The organism is Streptomyces sp. ISL-66 (assembly GCF_018614135.1).
Classification (GTDB): domain Bacteria; phylum Actinomycetota; class Actinomycetes; order Streptomycetales; family Streptomycetaceae; genus Streptomyces.
This window is the reverse complement of sequence record NZ_JAGGOW010000074.1, coordinates 1-19940: the sequence shown is the minus strand read 5'-3', so window position 1 is coordinate 19940 and position 19940 is coordinate 1. Positions and strand designations below refer to the sequence as shown.

At 69.0% G+C, this 19940-nt stretch carries 15 protein-coding genes and 1 pseudogene; all 16 read left to right on the top strand.

Annotated features, from left to right (window positions below; translation table 11 throughout):
• The first annotated feature begins 384 nt into the window (after nt 1-384).
• Nucleotides 385-2826 (top strand): ABC transporter family substrate-binding protein, encoded by a 2442-nt coding sequence (locus tag J7E97_RS15420; RefSeq protein WP_215027360.1) that lies wholly within the window; start codon nt 385-387, stop codon nt 2824-2826.
• A gap of 323 nt (nt 2827-3149) precedes the next feature.
• Nucleotides 3150-5054, top strand: a complete 1905-nt coding sequence (gene typA / locus J7E97_RS15415) for a translational GTPase TypA (protein ID WP_215027358.1) — start codon at nt 3150-3152, stop codon at nt 5052-5054.
• 450 nt (nt 5055-5504) lie between these two features.
• Nucleotides 5505-7139 carry an ABC transporter substrate-binding protein gene (locus J7E97_RS15410; protein WP_215027356.1) on the top strand — a complete coding sequence of 545 codons (1635 nt, stop codon included), beginning with the start codon at nt 5505-5507 and terminating at the stop codon, nt 7137-7139.
• 175 nt (nt 7140-7314) lie between these two features.
• A complete protein-coding gene (locus J7E97_RS15405) occupies nt 7315-8247 on the top strand; it encodes an ABC transporter permease (RefSeq protein WP_215027410.1) in 933 nt (310 codons plus the stop codon).
• Nucleotides 8240-9187 (top strand): ABC transporter permease, encoded by a 948-nt coding sequence (locus J7E97_RS15400; RefSeq protein WP_215027354.1) that lies wholly within the window; start codon nt 8240-8242, stop codon nt 9185-9187. The genes J7E97_RS15405 and J7E97_RS15400 overlap by 8 nt, the downstream gene beginning before the upstream one ends.
• 20 nt (nt 9188-9207) lie before the next feature.
• Entirely contained in the window at nt 9208-10254 is a 1047-nt protein-coding gene (locus J7E97_RS15395; RefSeq protein ID WP_251054599.1) for an ABC transporter ATP-binding protein, read from the top strand.
• Nucleotides 10247-11299, top strand: a complete 1053-nt coding sequence (locus tag J7E97_RS15390) for an ABC transporter ATP-binding protein (RefSeq protein ID WP_215027350.1) — start codon at nt 10247-10249, stop codon at nt 11297-11299. The genes J7E97_RS15395 and J7E97_RS15390 overlap by 8 nt, the downstream gene beginning before the upstream one ends.
• Nucleotides 11300-11552: 253 nt before the next feature.
• Entirely contained in the window at nt 11553-13181 is a 1629-nt protein-coding gene (locus tag J7E97_RS15385; protein WP_215027348.1) for an ABC transporter substrate-binding protein, read from the top strand.
• 30 nt (nt 13182-13211) lie between these two features.
• Complete coding sequence (locus tag J7E97_RS15380; RefSeq protein WP_215027346.1) at nt 13212-14135, top strand: ABC transporter permease; 924 nt, start codon at nt 13212-13214, stop codon at nt 14133-14135.
• The gene (locus J7E97_RS15375; RefSeq protein ID WP_215027344.1) at nt 14128-15138 is read left to right on the top strand and encodes an ABC transporter permease; all 1011 of its coding nucleotides are present in this window, start codon (nt 14128-14130) and stop codon (nt 15136-15138) included. Before J7E97_RS15380 ends, J7E97_RS15375 begins: the two co-directional genes overlap by 8 nt.
• A 13-nt stretch (nt 15139-15151) precedes the next feature.
• Nucleotides 15152-16141, top strand: coding sequence for an ABC transporter ATP-binding protein (locus J7E97_RS15370; protein ID WP_215027342.1), 990 nt, complete (start codon nt 15152-15154; stop codon nt 16139-16141).
• Nucleotides 16119-17255: a dipeptide ABC transporter ATP-binding protein gene (locus tag J7E97_RS15365; RefSeq protein ID WP_308346517.1), complete on the top strand. Its 1137-nt coding sequence runs from the start codon at nt 16119-16121 to the stop codon at nt 17253-17255. Before J7E97_RS15370 ends, J7E97_RS15365 begins: the two co-directional genes overlap by 23 nt.
• Before the next feature lie 347 nt (nt 17256-17602).
• The gene (locus J7E97_RS15360; protein WP_215027340.1) at nt 17603-17797 is read left to right on the top strand and encodes a hypothetical protein; all 195 of its coding nucleotides are present in this window, start codon (nt 17603-17605) and stop codon (nt 17795-17797) included.
• A 61-nt stretch (nt 17798-17858) separates the two neighbouring features.
• On the top strand, nt 17859-18755 hold the full coding sequence (gene mshB / locus J7E97_RS15355) for an N-acetyl-1-D-myo-inositol-2-amino-2-deoxy-alpha-D-glucopyranoside deacetylase (protein WP_215027338.1): 897 nt from the start codon (nt 17859-17861) through the stop codon (nt 18753-18755).
• Entirely contained in the window at nt 18752-19135 is a 384-nt protein-coding gene (locus J7E97_RS15350) for a DUF6113 family protein (protein WP_215027336.1), read from the top strand. The genes mshB and J7E97_RS15350 overlap by 4 nt, the downstream gene beginning before the upstream one ends.
• 367 nt (nt 19136-19502) lie before the next feature.
• Nucleotides 19503-19940: pseudogene (locus J7E97_RS15345) on the top strand (hypothetical protein); the annotation flags it as partial.

Genomic DNA, 19940 nt, shown 5'->3' with positions numbered 1-19940 from the left:
TTGCCCTCACTTCCGCAGGTGCGGTGGCAACGCTCATGTGCGCCTGCGAGTGTCGCGCCTTACGTCCCCGGTTGTGAAGGGACGTGCAGCGATTGCGGGCGCGCAGGCGCGAACCGTGCGCCCCTCCTGACCCCATTTTCGTCCCTCTTACGGGGGAACGCCCGTCCGGGGCGCCTCCCGGCGGCAACGGGGGGCGCAAGCCGGATTGGTCCGCACGGGTGGGGTTCGCGGCGTGGCGAGGGTCCCCTGCGACGGGTGCGGCGAGGTGTCGATTTCAGTGGGTTTCGGCACCCAGTGTGATCAGCTCCATATACCGCCGAACGTGATCAAGGCCCCCCTTCTCACGCCCCGCCCCGCCCACGCCCCGCCCCGGAGGTACCACCCATGTCCCAGAGAAGGCGCAGGTCCTTGGCGCTCCTGACCTCGGGAGTTCTTGCACTGCCGCTGCTCACGGGATGCGGCGCGGGTGACGACGAGGGCGGCCCGGCCGCGGCGGGGCAGGACATCGCGGCCACGACCCGCGACAAGGTCGCCGACGGCGGGGTGCTGCGCTGGGCCGTGGACGCCCTGCCCGGCACCCTGAACACCTTCCAGGCCGACGCGGACGCCGCCACCCACCGGATCGCCGGGGCAGTGCTGCCCCAGCTGTTCGTGCTGAACGGCAAGGGGCGCCCGGTGGCCAATCCCGACTACCTGGAGAAGGCCGAGGTCGTCGAGCGGGAGCCCAAGCAGGTCGTCCTGTACAAGCTCAACCAGCAGGCGGTGTGGAGCGACGGCCGGGAGATCGGCGCCGCCGACTTCGTCGCCCAGTGGCGGGCCCTGAACGGCAAGGACTCGGCGTACTGGACCGCGCGCAACGCCGGCTACGACCGCATCGAGAAGATCGAGCGCGGCAAGACGGACCTCGAGGTCAAGGTCACCTTCGTCAAGCCGTACGCCGACTGGCGCTCCCTCTTCACCCCGCTCTACCCCAAGCAGGTCACCGGCACCCCGGAAGCCTTCAACGAGGGCGCCCGGGGCACCCTCAAGGTCACCGCCGGCCCCTTCTTGCTCGGCGCCATCGACAAGAAGACCGGCACCGCCGCCCTGACCCGCAACCCGCGCTGGTGGGGCGCCCCCGCCAAGCTCGACTCCCTGCTCCTGACCGCCGTGCCCCGGACCGAGCGCCCGGCCGCGCTGGCCGCCGGCAAGCTCGACCTCGCCGAGATCGACCGCACGGGCGCCGAGCGGATCGCGCTGGCCCACCGCGAGGCCGCCAAGGCCGACGGGGCCCACGGGCCCGGCGCCCCGGTGACGGCCGCGCAGGCCACCCTGTCGTGGGCGCTCGCCTTCGGCACGGACGAGGCCAAGGCCGCGGCGGAACGCGAGACCCGCAAGAAGCGCGCGGAGGCGGTCGACCGGTACGCGCAGGAACAGACCGCGCTGCGCGGCTTCACCGTCCGCAAATCGCTGGAGCCCGCCTACACCCAGCTCGCCATGAACGGGGCCACCGGCCCGCTCGCCGACGAGCGCGTCCGCCGGGCCGTGGCCCGCGCCCTGGACCGCCAGGCCCTCGCCGACATCGTCCTCAAGCCGCTCGGTCTGCCCGCGAAGCCCGTGGGCAGCCACCTGGCGCTGGCCGGGCAGCAGGCGTACGCCGACAACAGCGACGCCCTCGGCGGCCAGGACGCCCAGGCCTCGCAGGCCCTGCTCGCGGACGCCGGCTGGCGCCGCGGCGGCAAGATCACCGAGCCGAACGGCGCGAAGGCGGGCGCCGAGGCGGCCAAGGAGCACGACGATGGGAAGACCCCGTCGGGCCCCGGCACCGGCAACGACGGGCTCTACATCGTCGGCCAGGACGACGAGCGCAACGGCGACGACAAGCCCGCGGCCGGGGGCAAGGCGGCCCTGAGGGCCGACCGCCCGGACCACCCCGACGGCCGCCCCGAAGGCCCCGAGGACCCGGCGGGCAGCGAACTGCCCGAAGGCGCGTACGGCCGCGACGGGGAGATCGTCGACGCCGACGCCTTCGCCGCCGGAGCCCGGCAATCGCCGGTGCTCGCCCCCGCCCCCTTCGCGGCCGGCCAGGAGCAGCTGCTGCGCACCCAGGCGGCCCAGGCCGCGCTGGCGGCGCAGGCGGCCGCGGCGGACCCGGTGGACGACGGCAAGCGCAGCCCGGCCCTGGACGCCGAGAGCGCCCCCGAGGCGGCGGACGCGGCGGACCCGGGAGCCAAGGCCAGCGTCGCCCCGACCCCCGCCAAGCAGGCCGCCCGCACCTCCGGCAACGTGCTCGCCAAGGACGGCAAGGCGCTCACCCTGCGCTTCGTCCTGCCGGCGGGCCCCGGCTCGGAGGCGCTGCGCACGGTCGGCGAGCGGATCGCGCAGATGCTGCAGAAGGTCGGCGTGCAGACGGAGCTCACCAAGGTGGCCGACGAGAGCTTCTTCAAGGACCACATCGCCTCGGGCCAGTACGACCTGGCCCTGTACTCCTGGCCCGCGACCGCCTACCCGGCGACGGACGCCCGGCCGATCTTCGCGAAGCCGGAGCCGGCCGCCGACGGCTCGCTCCTGGTCGAGCAGAACTACACGCGGGTCGGCACCGACCACATCGACCAGCTCTTCGACCAGGCGGCCGGAGAGCTGGACGAGGAGCAGTCCCGCGACCTGATGCGCAAGGCGGACGCCCGGATCTGGGCCGCGGCCGGCTCCATCCCGCTCTACCAGCGCCCCGAGCTCGTCGCGGCGAAGCCGAGCCTGGCCAACGCCGGCGCCTTCGGCCTGGGAGCGCCCCGCTACCAGGACATCGGCTGGAAGAAGCCGGCGACGGCCAAGGACAAGAAGAAGTAGGCCCACCGGCGCCTTCCCGCACGCCGGACTGAGTCTTCGGTCACAAGCTCAGAAGTGACTCAAGTCCCTTGCCCGCCGGAGCCCCCGGCGGGCAAGGTCGTTCCTACCCGTTGACCCGCGTGTATTCAGGCATTGACGACGGCCGGGCCCCCCACCCACACCCCGGTCCGGCTCAGCCGTCCAGCCCCTTGACAGAACCCCGGTGGGCGCTTCCCGTCATCCGACGTAGGATGGGGTAAGGCCGTGGCAGGTTTTCCGCCCGGCCGAGGCTCGCGTGCCGGACCGTACGCGTCGCCATCCACGATCCCGGGAGAAGCGCCGAAGTGCCCACGCGCCACGACATCCGTAACGTCGCCATCGTCGCCCACGTCGACCATGGCAAGACGACCATCGTCGATGCCATGCTCAAGCAGGCCGGTGCCTTCGCCGCCCACCAGCACCTCGACGACCGCATGATGGACTCGAACGACCTGGAGCGTGAGAAGGGCATCACGATCCTCGCCAAGAACACGGCGGTGAAGTACCACCCGAAGGACGGGTCGGCCCCGATCACGATCAACATCATCGACACCCCCGGCCACGCCGACTTCGGTGGTGAGGTCGAGCGCGGTCTGTCGATGGTGGACGCCGTCGTCCTGCTGGTGGACGCCTCCGAGGGTCCCCTGCCCCAGACCCGCTTCGTCCTGCGCAAGGCCCTGCAGGCGAAGATGCCGGTCATCCTGTGCATCAACAAGACGGACCGTCCGGACTCCCGGATCGACGAGGTCGTCAACGAGACGTACGACCTCTTCCTCGACCTGGACGCCGACGAGGAGCAGATCGAGTTCCCGATCGTCTACGCCTGTGGCCGTGACGGCGTCGCCTCGCTGACCAAGCCGGAGGACGGCACCGTCCCCGCGGACAGCGACAGCCTGGAGCCCTTCTTCTCCACCATCCTGGCCCACGTGCCGGCCCCGGTGTACGACGAGGAGGCCCCCCTCCAGGCCCACGTCACCAACCTGGACGCCGACAACTTCCTCGGCCGCATCGCGCTCGTCCGCGTCGAGCAGGGCGAGCTGCGCAAGGGCCAGACCGTCACCTGGATCAAGCGTGACGGCACCATGTCGAACGTCCGCATCACCGAGCTGATGATGACCGAGGCGCTCACCCGCAAGCCGGCCGAGGTGGCGGGCCCCGGTGACATCTGCGCCGTCGCCGGTTTCCCCGACATCATGATCGGCGAGACCCTGGCCGACCCGGAGAACCCGATCGCGCTCCCGCTGATCTCGGTCGACGAGCCGGCGATCTCGATGACCATCGGTACGAACACCTCCCCGATGGTCGGTCGCGGCGGCAGCGGCAAGGGCGCGGACGCCAAGTCCGCGGTCAAGGACCGCAAGGTCACCGCCCGCCAGGTCAAGGACCGTCTGGACCGCGAGCTGGTCGGCAACGTCTCGCTCCGCGTGCTCGACACCGAGCGCCCGGACGCCTGGGAGGTCCAGGGCCGTGGTGAGCTCGCGCTCGCCATCCTGGTCGAGCAGATGCGCCGCGAGGGCTTCGAGCTGACCATCGGCAAGCCGCAGGTCGTCACGCAGATGATCGACGGCAAGGTGCACGAGCCGGTCGAGCGCATGACGGTCGACGTCCCCGAGGAGCACATGGGCGCCGTCACGCAGCTCATGGGCGTCCGCAAGGGCCGCATGGACAACATGTCGAACCACGGCTCCGGCTGGGTCCGCATGGAGTTCGTCGTCCCGTCGCGCGGCCTCATCGGCTTCCGTACGGAGTTCCTGACCGGTACGCGCGGCACGGGCATCGCCCACTCCATCCACGAGGGCCACGAGCCGTGGTTCGGCCCGCTGGTCACCCGCAACAACGGTTCGCTGGTCGCCGACCGCTCCGGTTCGGTCACGCCCTTCGCGATGATCAACCTGCAGGAGCGCGGCGTCCTGTTCACCGAGCCCGGCACCGAGGTGTACGAGGGCATGATCGTCGGTGAGAACTCGCGCTCCGACGACATGGACGTGAACATCACCAAGGAGAAGAAGCTCACCAACATGCGTGCGGCTTCGGCGGACAACACCGAGAACGTGGTGCCGCCCCGCAGGCTCTCCCTGGAACAGTCCCTGGAGTTCTGCCGCGACGACGAGTGCGTCGAGGTGACCCCGGAGGCCGTCCGCATCCGCAAGGTCGTCCTGGACCAGAAGGACCGCTCGCGCAGCGCGTCGCGCGCCAAGTCCGGCAAGTAGTCACGGACTAGCCGAGTAGGACCCACGTCATACCCGGGTCCTCGCCGGCGGCAGCTTCAACGAACAGCCCCTCCCGTCACGATCATCGTGACGGGAGGGGCTGTTCGCTTTTGTCAAGTGGATTGTTTCCGTCCGGTGTCCGGATACCGACCGTGACACTCCGGAAGAAGAGCTAACAGTCCGTTTCGTATGTGTCTGTCTCCTATCAGTTTGTCCGGATTTCGGGTTTTAGCCATAGTGCGATGTTGTGAAAACGAGACCACTTAAGTGTGGTTTACGGTCTGGCAGTCCCTGAGGATGGCTCCATTGAGCTCGGGTCAATGGGTCACACGCTGTGGGGAGCGTCGACTCACGAGCACACTCGGGACACCGGTCCTATCGCCGTCAGGGGTGTCGGCGAACACGCCTGTGTCCTTCACATCAGACAGTGGACTCATGAGGAGGAAACCCATGCGCGGTGCCAAGAGCGCCAAGTGGGTAACGGGCGCGATCGTTGTCGCCCTGGCAGCGACTGCCTGTGGCGGCGGTGGCGACAAGGCGACCGCCAAGGGCGAAGTCGACCCGAACGGCATCTACTCCGTCGAGGTGGGCGAGCCGGAGAAGCTCCTCCAGCCGGCCGACACGATGGAGTCCAACGGCTCGATCGTCCTGTCCGGCCTGTTCTCGCAGCTGGTCGACTACGACGCCGACGGCAAGCTGACGATGGTCAACGCCGAGTCGGTCGAGTCCAAGGACAGCAAGCTCTGGACGGTCAAGCTCAAGCCGGGCTGGACCTTCCACGACGGCACCAAGGTGACCGCCGAGTCCTACGTCAAGGCGTGGAACTGGGCCGCGAACATCAACAACAAGCAGGGCAACGCGTCCTGGTTCGCCGACATCAAGGGCTTCGAGGCGCTGCACCCGGAGGCCGAGGGCGCCAAGCCCACCGCCGAGGCGCTCGAGGGCCTGAAGATCGTCGACGAGAACTCCTTCACCATCGAGCTCGCCACGGCGGTTCCGTACTTCGCGTACAAGCTCGGCTACGAGGTCTTCTCCCCGCTGCCCGAGTCCTTCTACAAGGACCCCGCGGCCGCCGGTGAGAAGCCGGTCGGCAACGGCCCGTACAAGTTCAAGTCGTGGGAGCACAAGAAGCAGATCGAGCTCACGCGCTTCGACGACTACAAGGGCGAGAACAAGGCGAAGAACGGTGGTGTGGTCCTCAAGAACTACTCCACCGTCGAGACCGCCTACGAGGACCTGAAGTCGGGCAACGTCGACGTCCTGCGCTCGATCGGCCCGAAGGACCTCCCGGTCTACCGCGCCGACCTCGGTGACCGCGCCGTCGACCAGGCCTACTCGGCCGTCCAGACCCTGGCGATCGCGTTCTACGCCGACCAGTGGAAGACCCCGAAGCCGGTCGACCCGAAGGTCATCCAGGGCCTCTCGATGGCGATCGACCGCGACACCATCACCAAGACGGTGCTCCAGGGCACCCGCGAGCCGGCCACGGGCTGGGTCGCCAAGGGCGTCCTCGGCTACACGCCGAACGCGACCGGTGACGTCACCAAGTTCGACCCCGCGAAGGCCAAGCAGCTCATCGCTGACGGCGGCGGCGTTCCGAACAACGAGATCTCCATCCAGTTCAACTCGGACGGCGGTCACAAGGAATGGGTCGAGGCTGTCTGCAACAGCATCACCCAGGCCACGAGCGTCAAGTGCGTCGGTGACGCCAAGCCCGACTTCCAGGCCGACCTCCAGGCCCGCAAGTCGAAGCAGGTCAAGTCGATCTACCGCTCCGGCTGGGTCCTCGACTACCCGGTGAACGCCAACTTCATCAGCGACCTGTTCCGCACGGGCGCCGGTGGCAACCAGGGTGGCTTCTCCAACGCGGAGCTCGACGCGAAGATCGCCGCCGCTGACAGCGCCGCGACCCTGGACGAGTCCGTGAAGGCCTACCAGGCCGTCGAGAAGGACCTCGTCAACTACATGCCGTCGATCCCCATGTGGTACTACAAGGTCAACGCCGGCTTCTCCGAGAAGGTCCAGAACGTGACGTACGCCCAGGACGGCGACCCGATCCTTGAGGGTGTCGAGGTCAAGAAGTAAGTCCTACCGCGTAATTCCGCTCGAAACGGGTGTGGGCCGGCGGGGAGCCGGCCCGCATCCGGGCCTATATGCAGCGCCCGGGGGGCCCTTTCGCGACGCAGTGACGATTCGTCACGCGCGTGCGTGGCGAAAGGGCCCGTCCGGCTGCGCCTGCCGCATCTTCTACGGAGGCATGATGGGGCGCTATGTCGCACGACGACTGCTCCAGATGATCCCGGTCTTCTTCGGGACGACCGCGCTTATCTTCATGATGGTTTACAGCCTGCCCGGCGACCCCGTGGCCGGACTCTTCGGAGACAAGGGCACGGACCCCGCCACACTGGCCGCCCTACGGCACCAGCACGGCCTGGACCTGCCGATATACGAGCAGTACTACAACTACATCAGCGGCATCCTGTTCCACTTCGACTTCGGGCAGCAGATCCGCAGCGGACGTGAGATCACCGATGTCATCGGCAGCGCCTTCCCGGTCACGCTCCGGCTGGCCTTCCTGGCGTTCGCCATCGAGATCGTCCTGGGCCTGACGCTCGGGATCCTCGCCGGCCTCAAGGCCGGCAAGCTGGTCGACAACCTGATCCTGATCCTGACGCTGCTGATCATCTCGATGCCGGTCTTCGTCCTCGGATTCATCGTCAAGTCGGTGTTCGCCTTCCAGCTCGGCTGGATCTCGCCGAACGTCAGCATCAACGAGACCTGGAGCGAGCTGCTCGCGCCGGCCATCGTCCTCGGTTCGCTGTCATTGGCGTACGTGGCCCGGCTGACCCGCACCTCGATGGCCGAGAACCTGCGCGCCGACTACGTGCGCACCGCCGTCGCCAAGGGCCTGCCCAAGCGCCGCGTCATCGGTGTGCACCTGATGCGCAACTCGATGATCCCCGTGGTGACCTTCCTGGGTACCGACATCGGCGCCCTCATGGGCGGCGCCGTCGTCACCGAGGGCATCTTCAACGTCAAGGGCGTCGGCGGTCTGATCTACGACTCGATCGTCCGCCGCGAGGGCCTCACCGTGGTCGGTGTCGTCACCGTCCTGGTCGTCGTGTACCTCATAGCCAGCCTGCTCGTCGACCTCCTCTACGCGGTCATGGACCCGAGGATCCGGTATGCCTGATCTGACCCAGACCGAAACCGTGACGGCCGAGACCCCGTCGGCGCCCGGCGCCCCGGTGGCCCCGGAGAAGGCCGAGAAGGCGCGCAGCCTCTGGGGCGACGCCTGGGCCGACCTGCGTCGCAACCCGTACTTCCTCGTCTCCTCGGTGCTGATCCTGATCCTCCTGGTGATCGCCGTCTTCCCGAGCTGGTTCACCAGCGTCGACCCCACCAAGGGCGACCTGGTCCACCACTTCCTCGGCAAGCCGGAGCTGGCCAAGGTCGGTTCGCCCGAGTGGCTCGGCTGGGACGGCCAGGGCCGCAGCGTCTACGCGCGCCTCGTCTACGGCACCCGGGCCTCGATCATCGTCGCCGTCTCCGTGACCGCGATCGTCACCGTGGTCGGTTCCATCACGGGCATGATCGCCGGCTACTTCGGCGGCCTGACCGACGCGATCATGTCGCGCGTCACCGACATCTTCTTCGGCATCCCGTTCCTGCTCGGCGCGATGGTCGTCCTCCAGGCCTTCACCGAGCGCACGGTGTGGACGGTCGTCTTCGCCCTCGCCTTCCTGGGGTGGACGCAGATCAACCGCGTCATGCGCGGCGCGGTCATCACCGTGAAGCAGGCCGACTACGTGCACGCCGCCAAGGCCCTGGGCGCCGGTACCCCCCGGATCCTGCTCAAGCACATCCTGCCGAACGCCATGGCCCCGGTGATCGTGGTCTCCACGATCGCGCTCGGCGGCTACATCGCGGCCGAAGCGACCCTGTCCTACCTGGGCCTGGGCCTCGCGTCCCCGATCATCTCGTGGGGTGTGGACATCTCCGCCGGCGCCGCGCAGATCCGAGTGGCGCAGCACATCCTGCTGTACCCCTCGATCATGCTCAGCATCACCGTCCTCGCCTTCATCATGCTCGGCGAAGCGGTACGCAACGCCCTCGACCCGAAGCTGCGCTGAGGAGGGCGTAAGTGATCACCATGGACAACACCTCCAGCGTTCCCTCCCCGCGTGACGGGGACCCGCAGACGCCGCTCCTCGAAGTGCGCGACCTGCACGTCGAGTTCCACACCCGCGACGGTGTGGCCAAGGCCGTCAACGGCGTCAACTACAGCGTGAGCGCCGGCGAGACCCTCGCCGTCCTCGGCGAGTCCGGTTCCGGCAAGTCCGTGACGGCGCAGGCCATCATGGGCATCCTCGACATGCCCCCCGGCAAGATCCCGCAGGGCGAGATCCTCTTCCGCGGCCAGGACATGCTCAAGATGAGCTTCGAGGAGCGGCGCAAGCTGCGCGGCCAGAAGATCGCCATGATCTTCCAGGACGCCCTGTCCTCGCTGAACCCGGTGCTCACCGTCGGCTACCAGCTGGGCGAGATGTTCCGCGTCCACCAGGGCATGTCGAAGAAGGACGCCCGCCTCAAGGCCATCGAGCTGATGGACAAGGTCAAGATCCCGGCGGCGAAGGAGCGTGTGGACGACTACCCGCACCACTTCTCCGGCGGTATGCGCCAGCGCATCATGATCGCCATGGCGATCGCGCTGGAGCCGGACCTGATCATCGCGGACGAGCCGACCACGGCCCTGGACGTCACCGTCCAGGCCCAGGTCATGGACCTCCTCGCGGAGCTCCAGCGCGAGCTGAACATGGGTCTGATCCTGATCACCCACGACCTCGGCGTCGTCGCCGACGTCGCGGACAAGATCGCGGTCATGTACGCCGGCCGGATCGTCGAGACCGCTCCGGTCCACGAGATCTACAAGCGCCCGGCGCACCCGTACACGCGCGGCCTGCTGGACTCGATCCCGCGCCTGGACCAGAAGGGCCAGGAGCTCTTCGCGATCAAGGGCCTGCCGCCCAACCTGCTGCGCCTGCCCTCCGGCTGCTCGTTCAACCCGCGCTGCACCGCCGCGCAGGACGTCTGCCGGACGGACGTCCCGCTGCTCCAGCCCGTCAGCGAGCAGGACGGCACCGAGCTGGCCGGCCGTCACAGCGCGTGCCACTTCTGGAAGGAGCAGATCCATGGCTGAGCTCACCAAGAACGCCCCCGAGCGCGAGCCGATCCTCCAGGTCCGCAACCTGGTCAAGCACTTCCCGCTGACCCAGGGCATCCTGTTCAAGAAGCAGGTCGGCGCGGTCAAGGCGGTCGACGGGATCTCCTTCGACCTGTACCGCGGCGAGACCCTCGGCATCGTCGGCGAGTCCGGCTGCGGCAAGTCCACCGTCGCCAAGCTCCTGATGAACCTGGAGCGCGCCACCGCGGGCGAGGTCTTCTACAAGGGCCAGGACATCACCAAGCTGTCCGGCCGGGCCCTGAAGGCCGTCCGCCGCAACATCCAGATGGTGTTCCAGGACCCGTACACCTCGCTGAACCCGCGCATGACGGTCGGCGACATCATCGGCGAGACCTACGACATCCACCCCGAGGTGGCCCCCAAGGACGACCGGCGCCGCAAGGTGCAGGAGCTCCTGGACGTCGTCGGCCTCAACCCGGAGTACATCAACCGGTACCCGCACCAGTTCTCCGGCGGCCAGCGCCAGCGCATCGGCATCGCCCGCGGCCTCGCGCTCAACCCGGAGATCATCATCTGCGACGAGCCGGTCTCCGCGCTCGACGTGTCGGTGCAGGCCCAGGTCATCAACCTGATGGAGAAGCTGCAGGAGGAGTTCAACCTCTCCTACCTCTTCATCGCGCACGACCTGTCGATCGTCCGGCACATCTCGGACCGCGTGGGCGTCATGTACCTCGGCAAGATGGCCGAGATCGGCACCGACACCCAGATCTACGATCACCCGACCCACCCGTACACGCAGGCGCTGCTCTCCGCGGTGCCGGTGCCGGACCCGGATGCCCGCGAGGGCCGCGACCGGATCATCCTCACCGGTGACGTCCCCTCGCCGGCCAACCCGCCGTCGGGCTGCCGCTTCCGCACCCGCTGCTGGAAGGCCGAGGAGAAGTGCTCCGTGGAGGAGCCGCTCCTCGCGATCCCGGAGCGCTTCCAGGGCTCGAAGTCCCTGGCCGCGCACGAGTCGGCGTGTCACTTCGCGGAGGAGAGGGCCGTTCTGGCCGTCTGACCTCCCGCAGGCGATGCACCAGGGCGCCCGGCACCGGATCCTTTCCGGTGCCGGGCGCTCCGGCGTTCGCGGACGTTCGCACGCGTTCGCGGCCTTCGCGTGCCGCCGTGGACACCTGGGAGCTCGATTGCACTCGCAGGGGTGACAGGCGGGGGACGCGGGGGTGCAATCGGTCCAACGAGGCGTGTGCGGGACCCCTCATAGGGTGACATTGGGCCCTAAGTGAGTCTTGGGATCCAGTAGGAGGCACTCCATGCGCGGAGCCACCCACGCCAAATGGGCCGCATGTGCGGTGGCCGTCGCCCTCGCGGCGACGGCCTGCGGCGGCGGAAGCGACGGCGGCGGAGGTGGAGGCGCGGGAATCGTCAGCTCCTCGTGGGGTGACCCGCAGAACCCGCTGGAGCCCGCCAACACCAACGAGGTGCAGGGCGGCAAGGTCCTCGACATGCTCTTCCGGGGTCTGAAGCGCTACGACCCGAAGACCGGCGAGGCAAAGAACATGCTCGCCGAGAAGATCGAGACCACCGACAGCCAGAACTTCACGATCACCCTGAAGGACGGCTGGAAGTTCAGCAACGACGAGCCCGTCACCGCCCAGTCCTTCGTGGACGCGTGGAACTACGGCGCGGACGTCACCAAGAAGCAGAACAACTCGCCGTTCTTCTCCGACATCGTCGGCTACGCGGACGTGCACCCGGCGAGCGGCGATCCCAAGTCGAAGACCATGTCCGGCCTGGTCGTCAAGGACGCCAAGACCTTCACGGTCGCCCTCAAGCAGAAGTTCTCCACCTGGCCCGAGACCCTCGGCTACCAGGCCTTCTCCCCGCTGCCCAAGGCGTTCTTCACCGACCGCGAGGGCTGGTTGAAGAAGCCCGTCGGCAACGGCCCGTACACGGTGGACTCGTACACCAAGGGCACCGGCATGAAGCTGCGCAAGTGGGACGGGTACACCGGCGAGGACAAGGCGGTCAACGGCGGCGTGGACCTGAAGGTCTACACCGACAACAACACCGCCTACACCGACCTGATCTCCGGCAACCTCGACCTCGTCGACGACATCCCGGCGCAGCAGCTGAAGAACGTCGCGAACGACCTCGGCGACCGCTACATCAACCAGCCGGCCCTCATCATCCAGACCCTCACCTTCCCGCTGTACGACCCGCAGTGGAACAAGGAGGGCATGGAGAAGGTCCGCCGCGGCATCTCCATGGCGATCAACCGCGACGAGATCACCAAGCAGATCTTCCGCGAGACCCGCACCCCGGCCAAGGACTGGACCTCCCCGGCTCTCGGCGACAAGGGCGGCTTCTCCGCCACAGCCTGCGGTGAGGCGTGCTCCTTCAACCCCGGCGAGGCCAAAAAGCTCATCCAGGAGGCCGGCGGACTGCCCGGCGGGAAGGTCACGCTGACGTCCAACGTGGACACCGGTTCGCACCGCGACTGGATGGACGCCGTCTGCAACAGCATCAACAACGCGCTGGGCGAGGGCCCGGTCTGCACCGTCAACCCGGTCGGCACCTTCGCCGACTTCAGGAACCAGCAGAGCAGCTTCAAGCTGACCGGCCCCTTCCGCTCCGGCTGGCAGGCCGACTACCCGCTGATCCAGAACTTCCTCCAGCCGCTCTACTACACGAACGCCTCGTCCAACTACGGGAAGTTCAGCAGCAAGGACTTCGACAAGCTCATCGACGAGGCCAACCAGGAGAGCGACACCGCCAAGGCGACGGCCAAGTTCCAGGAGGCGGAGAAGATCCTCGCCGCCCAGATGCCCTCGATCCCGCTCTGGTATCAGAACGGCAGCGCCGGACATTCGGAGCGCATCTCCGACGTGGCGCTCAACCAGTTCAGCGTCCCCGTCTACGACCAGATCACGGTCAGCTGACCCTCCGTCGGATCGATCCTGGAGCAGTCCATGGGACGTTATGTGATCCGGCGGCTGCTCCAGATGATCCCGGTGTTCATCGGCAGCACGTTCCTGATCTTCTTCATGGTGTACGCGCTCGGTGACCCGGTCGCCGCCCTCTTCGGCGACAAGGCGCCCGACCCGGCCACCGCCGCGCGCATCCGCAAGGACCTCTACCTCGACCGCCCGCTGTGGGAGCAGTACCTCCACTACATGGGCCAGATCTTCCAGGGCGACTTCGGCACGGCCTTCAACGGCCAGAAGGTCACCGAGCTCATGGCCTCGGCCTTCCCCGTCACCCTGCGCCTGACCATCGTCGCGATCGTCATCGAGATCCTCGTCGGCATCACCCTCGGCGTGATCAGCGGCCTGGGGCGCGGCAAGTCGATCGACACCAGCCTGCTCGTGCTCACCCTCGTGGTGATCTCCGTACCGACCTTCGTGACCGGTTACCTGCTCCAGTACGTCTTCGGAGTCACATGGGGGTGGGTGCGCCCCACCGTCTCCCCGGACGCCCCCTTCAACGAGCTGATCCTGCCCGGCATCGTCCTCGCGCTGGTCTCCCTCGCCTACGTCACCCGGCTGACCCGCACCTCCATCGCCGAGAACGTCAAGGCCGACTACGTGCGCACCGCCGTGGCCAAGGGCCTGCCCCGGCGCCGCGTGATCACCCGCCACCTGCTGCGCAATTCGCTGATCCCCGTCGTCACCTTCATCGGCACCGACATCGGCGCCCTGATGGGCGGCGCCATCGTCACCGAGCGGATCTTCAACATCCACGGGGTGGGCTACCAGCTCTACCAGGGCATCCTGCGCAACAACTCCCCGACCGTGGTCGGCTTCGTGACCATCCTCGTCATCGTCTTCCTGCTGGCGAACCTGCTCGTTGACCTGCTCTACGCGGTCCTGGACCCGAGGATCCGTTATGCCTGAGCCCGATCCCGAGCGCTCCGCCTACGATCCACTGGGACCCGGCGCCCACGAGGCGATCTCTCCCACCGGCCAAGGGGGTGCCATGGATCTCGCGCTGGAGGAGGCCGAGAGCCTCGAGAGGGAACTGGGCGAGGGCGGCCCCGCGGGACCCCGGGAGAAGGCCCGGTCCCTGTGGTCCGACGCCTGGCACCAGCTGCGGCGCAATCCCGTCTTCATCGTTTCCACGCTGCTGATCCTCTTCCTCGTGGTCATCGCGATCTGGCCGCAGCTCATCGCGAGCGGAGACCCGCTCCGGTGCGACCTGTCCAAATCGCAGCAGGGCTCCTCCCCGGGCCACCCCTTCGGCTACGACACCCAGGGCTGCGACGTGTACACCCGTACCGTCTACGGGGCCCGCGCCTCCATCACCGTGGGCATCTGCGCCACCCTCGGCGCCGCCCTCCTCGGCTCGGCGCTCGGCGGGCTCGCCGGGTTCTTCGGCGGCTGGGGCGACGCGCTGCTCTCCCGGGTCGCCGACATCTTCTTCGGCATCCCCGTGGTCCTCGGCGGCCTGGTCTTCCTGTCCGTCGTCACCAGCACCACCGTCTGGCCCGTCGTCGGCTTCATCGTGCTGCTGGGCTGGCCCCAACTGGCCCGCATCGCCCGCGGCTCGGTCATCACCGCCAAACAGAACGACTACGTCCAGGCCGCGCGGGCGCTCGGCGCCGGCAACGGACGGATGCTGCTGCGGCACGTCGCGCCCAACGCCGTCGCGCCCGTCATCGTCGTCGCCACCATCGCGCTCGGCACCTACATCGCCCTGGAAGCGACCCTGTCCTTCCTCGGCGTGGGCCTGCGCCCGCCGACCGTCTCCTGGGGCATCGACATCTCGAACGCCGCCTCGCAGATCCGCAACGCCCCGCACATGCTGCTCTACCCGGCCGGCGCGCTCAGCGTGACCGTGCTCGCGTTCATCATGCTCGGCGACGCGGTGCGCGACGCCCTCGACCCCAAGCTGCGCTGAGGAGCCCCCGCACATGCTGCTCGAAGTGCGCGACCTGCACGTGGAGTTCAAGACACGCGACGGGGTCGCCAAGGCCGTCAACGGAGTCGACTACTCGGTGGACGAGGGCGAGACGCTCGCTGTGCTCGGAGAGTCCGGATCGGGAAAATCGGTGACCGCGCAGGCCGTGATGGGAATCCTCGACACGCCGCCGGGCCGCATCGCCGGCGGCGAGATCCTCTTCAAGGGCCAGGACCTGCTGAAGATGAAGGAGGAGGAGCGCAGGAAGATCCGCGGCGCCGAGATGGCCATGATCTTCCAGGACGCGCTGTCCTCCCTCAATCCGGTACTGAGCGTCGGCGCGCAGCTCGGCGAGATGTACGAGGTCCACCGCGGGATGTCCCGCAAGGACGCCAAGGCCAAGGCCGTCGAGCTGATGGACCGGGTGAAGATCCCGGCCGCGAAGGAGCGGGTGGGGGACTATCCGCATCAGTTCTCCGGCGGCATGCGCCAGCGCATCATGATCGCCATGGCGATGGCGCTGGAACCCTCGCTGATCATCGCGGACGAGCCGACCACGGCCCTGGACGTCACCGTCCAGGCCCAGGTCATGGACCTCCTCGCGGAGCTCCAGCGCGAGCTGAACATGGGCCTGATCCTGATCACCCACGACCTCGGCGTCGTCGCCGACGTGGCCGACAAGATCGCCGTGATGTACGCCGGCCGCATCGTCGAGTCCGCCCCCGTGCACGAGATCTACGCCGCGCCCGCGCACCCGTACACGCGCGGACTGCTCGACTCGATCCCGCGCCTGGACCAGAAGGGCCAGGAGCTCTACGCCATCAAGGGCCTGCCGCCCAACCTGCTCGCCATCCCGCCCGGCTGCGCCTTCAACCCGCGCTGCCCGATGGCCCGGGCCGTCTGCCGCACCGACGTCCCGCCACTGGCCGAGGCCGGGGCGGAGCGCGCCAGCGCGTGCTTCTTCTGGAAGGAGTGCCTCGGTGGCTACCAAGGTGTCCGGTGAGTCCATCCTCGAAGTGACCGACCTGGTCAAGCACTACCCGCTGACCCGGGGCGTCCTCTTCAGGAAGCAGGTCGGCGCGGTCAAGGCCGTCGACGGGGTCTCCTTCGACCTGCGGGCCGGTGAAACCCTGGGCATCGTGGGGGAGTCGGGCTGCGGCAAGTCCACCGTCGCCAAGATGCTGGTCAACCTGGAGCGCCCGACGGCGGGCGCGATCACGTACAAGGGCGAGGACATCGCCAAGCTGTCCGGCCGGGCCCTGAAGGCCGTCCGCCGCAACATCCAGATGGTGTTCCAGGACCCGTACACCTCGCTGAACCCCCGGATGACGGTCGGCGACATCATCGGGGAGCCGTACGAGATCCACCCCGAGGTCGCGCCCAAGGGCGACCGGCGCCGCAAGGTGCAGGAGCTCCTCGACGTGGTCGGCCTGAACCCGGAGTACATCAACCGGTACCCGCACCAGTTCTCCGGCGGCCAGCGCCAGCGCATCGGCATCGCCCGCGGCCTCGCCCTCCGGCCGGAGGTCATCGTCGCCGACGAACCGGTCTCCGCGCTCGACGTCTCCGTCCAGGCCCAGGTGATCAACCTCCTGGAACGCCTGCAGCAGGAGTTCGACCTCTCCTACGTCTTCATCGCGCACGACCTCTCGATCGTCCGGCACATCTCCGACCGGGTCGGCGTCATGTACCTGGGCCGGATCGTCGAGATCGGCACCGACACCCAGATCTACGACCACCCCACCCACCCGTACACCCAGGCCCTGCTGTCCGCGGTCCCGGTCCCCGACCCCCGGGCCCGCGCCCACCGCGATCGGATCATCCTCTCCGGAGACGTCCCCTCACCGGCCAACCCGCCCTCGGGCTGCCGCTTCCGCACCCGCTGCTGGAAGGCCGAGGCCCGGTGCGCCACCGAGGTCCCGCTCCTGGAGATCCCCTCCTTCCTCCCGGGCGGCCCGAACGCCCATCCCTCGGCCTGCCACTTCGCGGCCGAGCGGCAGGTGGTGCCGCCGTCTGCGGACATGCCCGTGACGGACTCGCCCGCGACGGACTCGCCCGCGACGGGCACGCCTCCGGCGGGACCGCCACCGCGGTCGGGACCGCTGACCAAGGAATGAACACCCGGCCCCAGACAGCGCTCATTTTTCGCCACAGCTGCGGAGTGCTGGACAAGTCGGTTTACACGCAGGCAACTTGACCGTTTCTGTCCCGAGATACGAGCCGGGCAGCCTGAACCGCGTGCGGCCGTGCGGGTGCCGACAGCCGGCCGGGGAGGCGTACAGCGTCCCCGGCCGGCGTTCGCGTGCCCCCGGGCATGCGCGGCGTGCGCCCCTCGTGCTGCCGGAATCGATCGATGCTCTGGTACGGAAAGTTATGATCCGTAGCGCACGGTGGGTATGACTCTGCCGAGCACCGAGTTGCGAGTACGCGTACTGATGTCCGCTCGACGTGGAGGTGAAACGCCGTGGCGCTATCGATCTCGGCCGTGGTGCTGCTGGCAGTCATCGTCTTCCTGCTGGTCCGGCGTTCGGGCCTGAAGACGGGACACGCGGCGGTCTGCGTACTGCTCGGCTTCTATCTGGCGAGCTCCACCATGGCGCCCACGCTCTCGCAGCTCACCTCGAACGTGGCGAGCATGATCAGCGGGCTCAAGCTGTAGGGCGGGGGTCCGGAGCGCCGCCTTGTGGGGCCGGGGTACCCGGTCCTCGTAGTCTTGCCCCATGAACGGTCTTCCCGCCCGTCGACTCCTGCTCGTGCACGCGCACCCGGACGACGAGTCGATCAACAACGGCGTCACCATGGCCAAGTACGCGGCCGAGGGCGCGCACGTCACGCTGGTGACCTGCACGCTCGGCGAGGAGGGCGAGGTCATCCCGCCCGGACTCGCGCACCTGGCGGCCGACCGCGACGACACCCTCGGCAATCACCGCATCGGCGAGCTCGCCGCCGCCATGCGGGAACTGGGCGTCACCGACCACCGCTTCCTCGGCGGTCCCGGCCGCTTCCGGGACTCCGGGATGATGGGTACCGAGCAGAACCGCCGCCCCGGCGCCTTCTGGTCCGCCGACGTGGACGAGGCCGCCGCGTACCTCGTCGAGGTGATCCGCGAACTGCGCCCCCAGGTCCTCGTCACCTACGACCCGGACGGCGGCTACGGCCACCCCGACCACATCCAGGCCCACCGCGTCGCCACGCGCGCCGCCGAACTGGCCGCGGAGACCGCGTACCGCCGGGACCTCGGCGAGCCGTACGCGGTCGAGAAGATCTACTGGAACCGCGTCCCGCGCTCGGTCGTCGAGGAGGGCTTCGCCCAACTGCGCGCCGCCGGGGGCGCGGCGTCGTTCCCGGGACTGGCCCGGCCCGACGACGTGCCGGGGGTGGTGGCCGACGAGCGCATCACCGCCGAAATCGACGCCGACGAGGACCTGGTGGCCGCCAAGGCCGCCGCGATGCGGGCCCACGCCACCCAGATCGCCGTGGACGGGCCCTTCTTCGCGCTCTCCAACGACCTCGCCCAGCCGCTGTTCACCCGCGAGTACTACGAGCTGGTCGCGGGCCGGCCGGGCGCCCCGGCCGGCGAGCGCGAGCGGGACCTCTTCGCAGGAGTGCGGGCATGAGCGGTACGTGGACACCCGGGCGGACCGCCGCCGCGCTGGGCCTGTTGGCGGCCGGAGTCCTGACCGGCGCGGCCGGCTGGCTCGTCGTGGACCTGTGGTTCCAGGGCGGGCTGGTGCTGGCGCTGCTCGCCCTCGCGGGACTGTTCCTCGGCGGCCGGATCGCCCTCGGGACCGGCATCGGAGTGGGGGCCGGCGCGGGCGGCTGGTTCCTCGCCTACGTGGTCCTCGGCATCCCCCGGCCGGAAGGGGACTTCCTGCTGAGTTCGTCCGGAATCGGTATGTACGCCTACCTTTTGGGCGGAATCGTGCTCGCTGTGATGTGCGCCACGATCACCGGACCGGGGGATCGGTCGATTTCGGCCGCCAGGCCCGCCGGGTGACGGCCCGTCGGAGTGCTCCGAGACCCTGGCGAGCTGCTCGCCAGGGGGCCTGACGGAGGGTCGGCGAACCCTCACCGGGCGCCCGGCGCGGACCGGACGGGGGCTCGGGGGCGGCCTGGAGGGGACGGGGAAGAGGTCAAGAGGAACCCTTCGTTCCCGGGGGTCGGGTGCGCGCGGGCGGTGGCCAGTATGGTGGACGGGCCGCCGAGCTGCCCGCGCACGGTATGACGGGCGGCGGAGCCAACCGGGAGAACCTGCCTTGAGTCGTGAAACTGACAGTCCGTCCGCCGGGCCCAACGGGCGCGGTGGAACCGCTTACCCCTCGGGCACGCCGCCGTATGGAACCGGCCAGAATCCGTCCACGACTGTGCCGCTGGGGCCTGGCGCGGCGACCACCCCGGAGGAGAGTCCTGTGACCGCTACGCCTGCCAAGCCGTCCGCACCCGATTCCGACGGGCCGAAGACGGAGACCACCCTGACGACCCGGATCCGGATCAACATCCCCGGATCGCGGCCGATCCCGCCGGTGGTCGTACGCCAGCCCATGCCCGAGGCCGAAGCGGAGCCGGAGCCCGCACCGGTCGCCCCGGCGCCGGTGCCCGAGCCGGTCGCGGCCGAGGAGGCGACGAGCAACTGGTTCGCGCCGCGCAAGGCCGCGCCGGCCCCGCCGCAGGCCCCGGCCCCCGCCCCGGCTCGGAACCCGGCGACGGGAACGGCGTCCGGAGGGACCGCCGGTCCGCGCTTCGACACGCCCGCACAGGGCTTCGCCCCGCCTCCGGCGGGCCCGCGCCCGGGAGCCCCGACG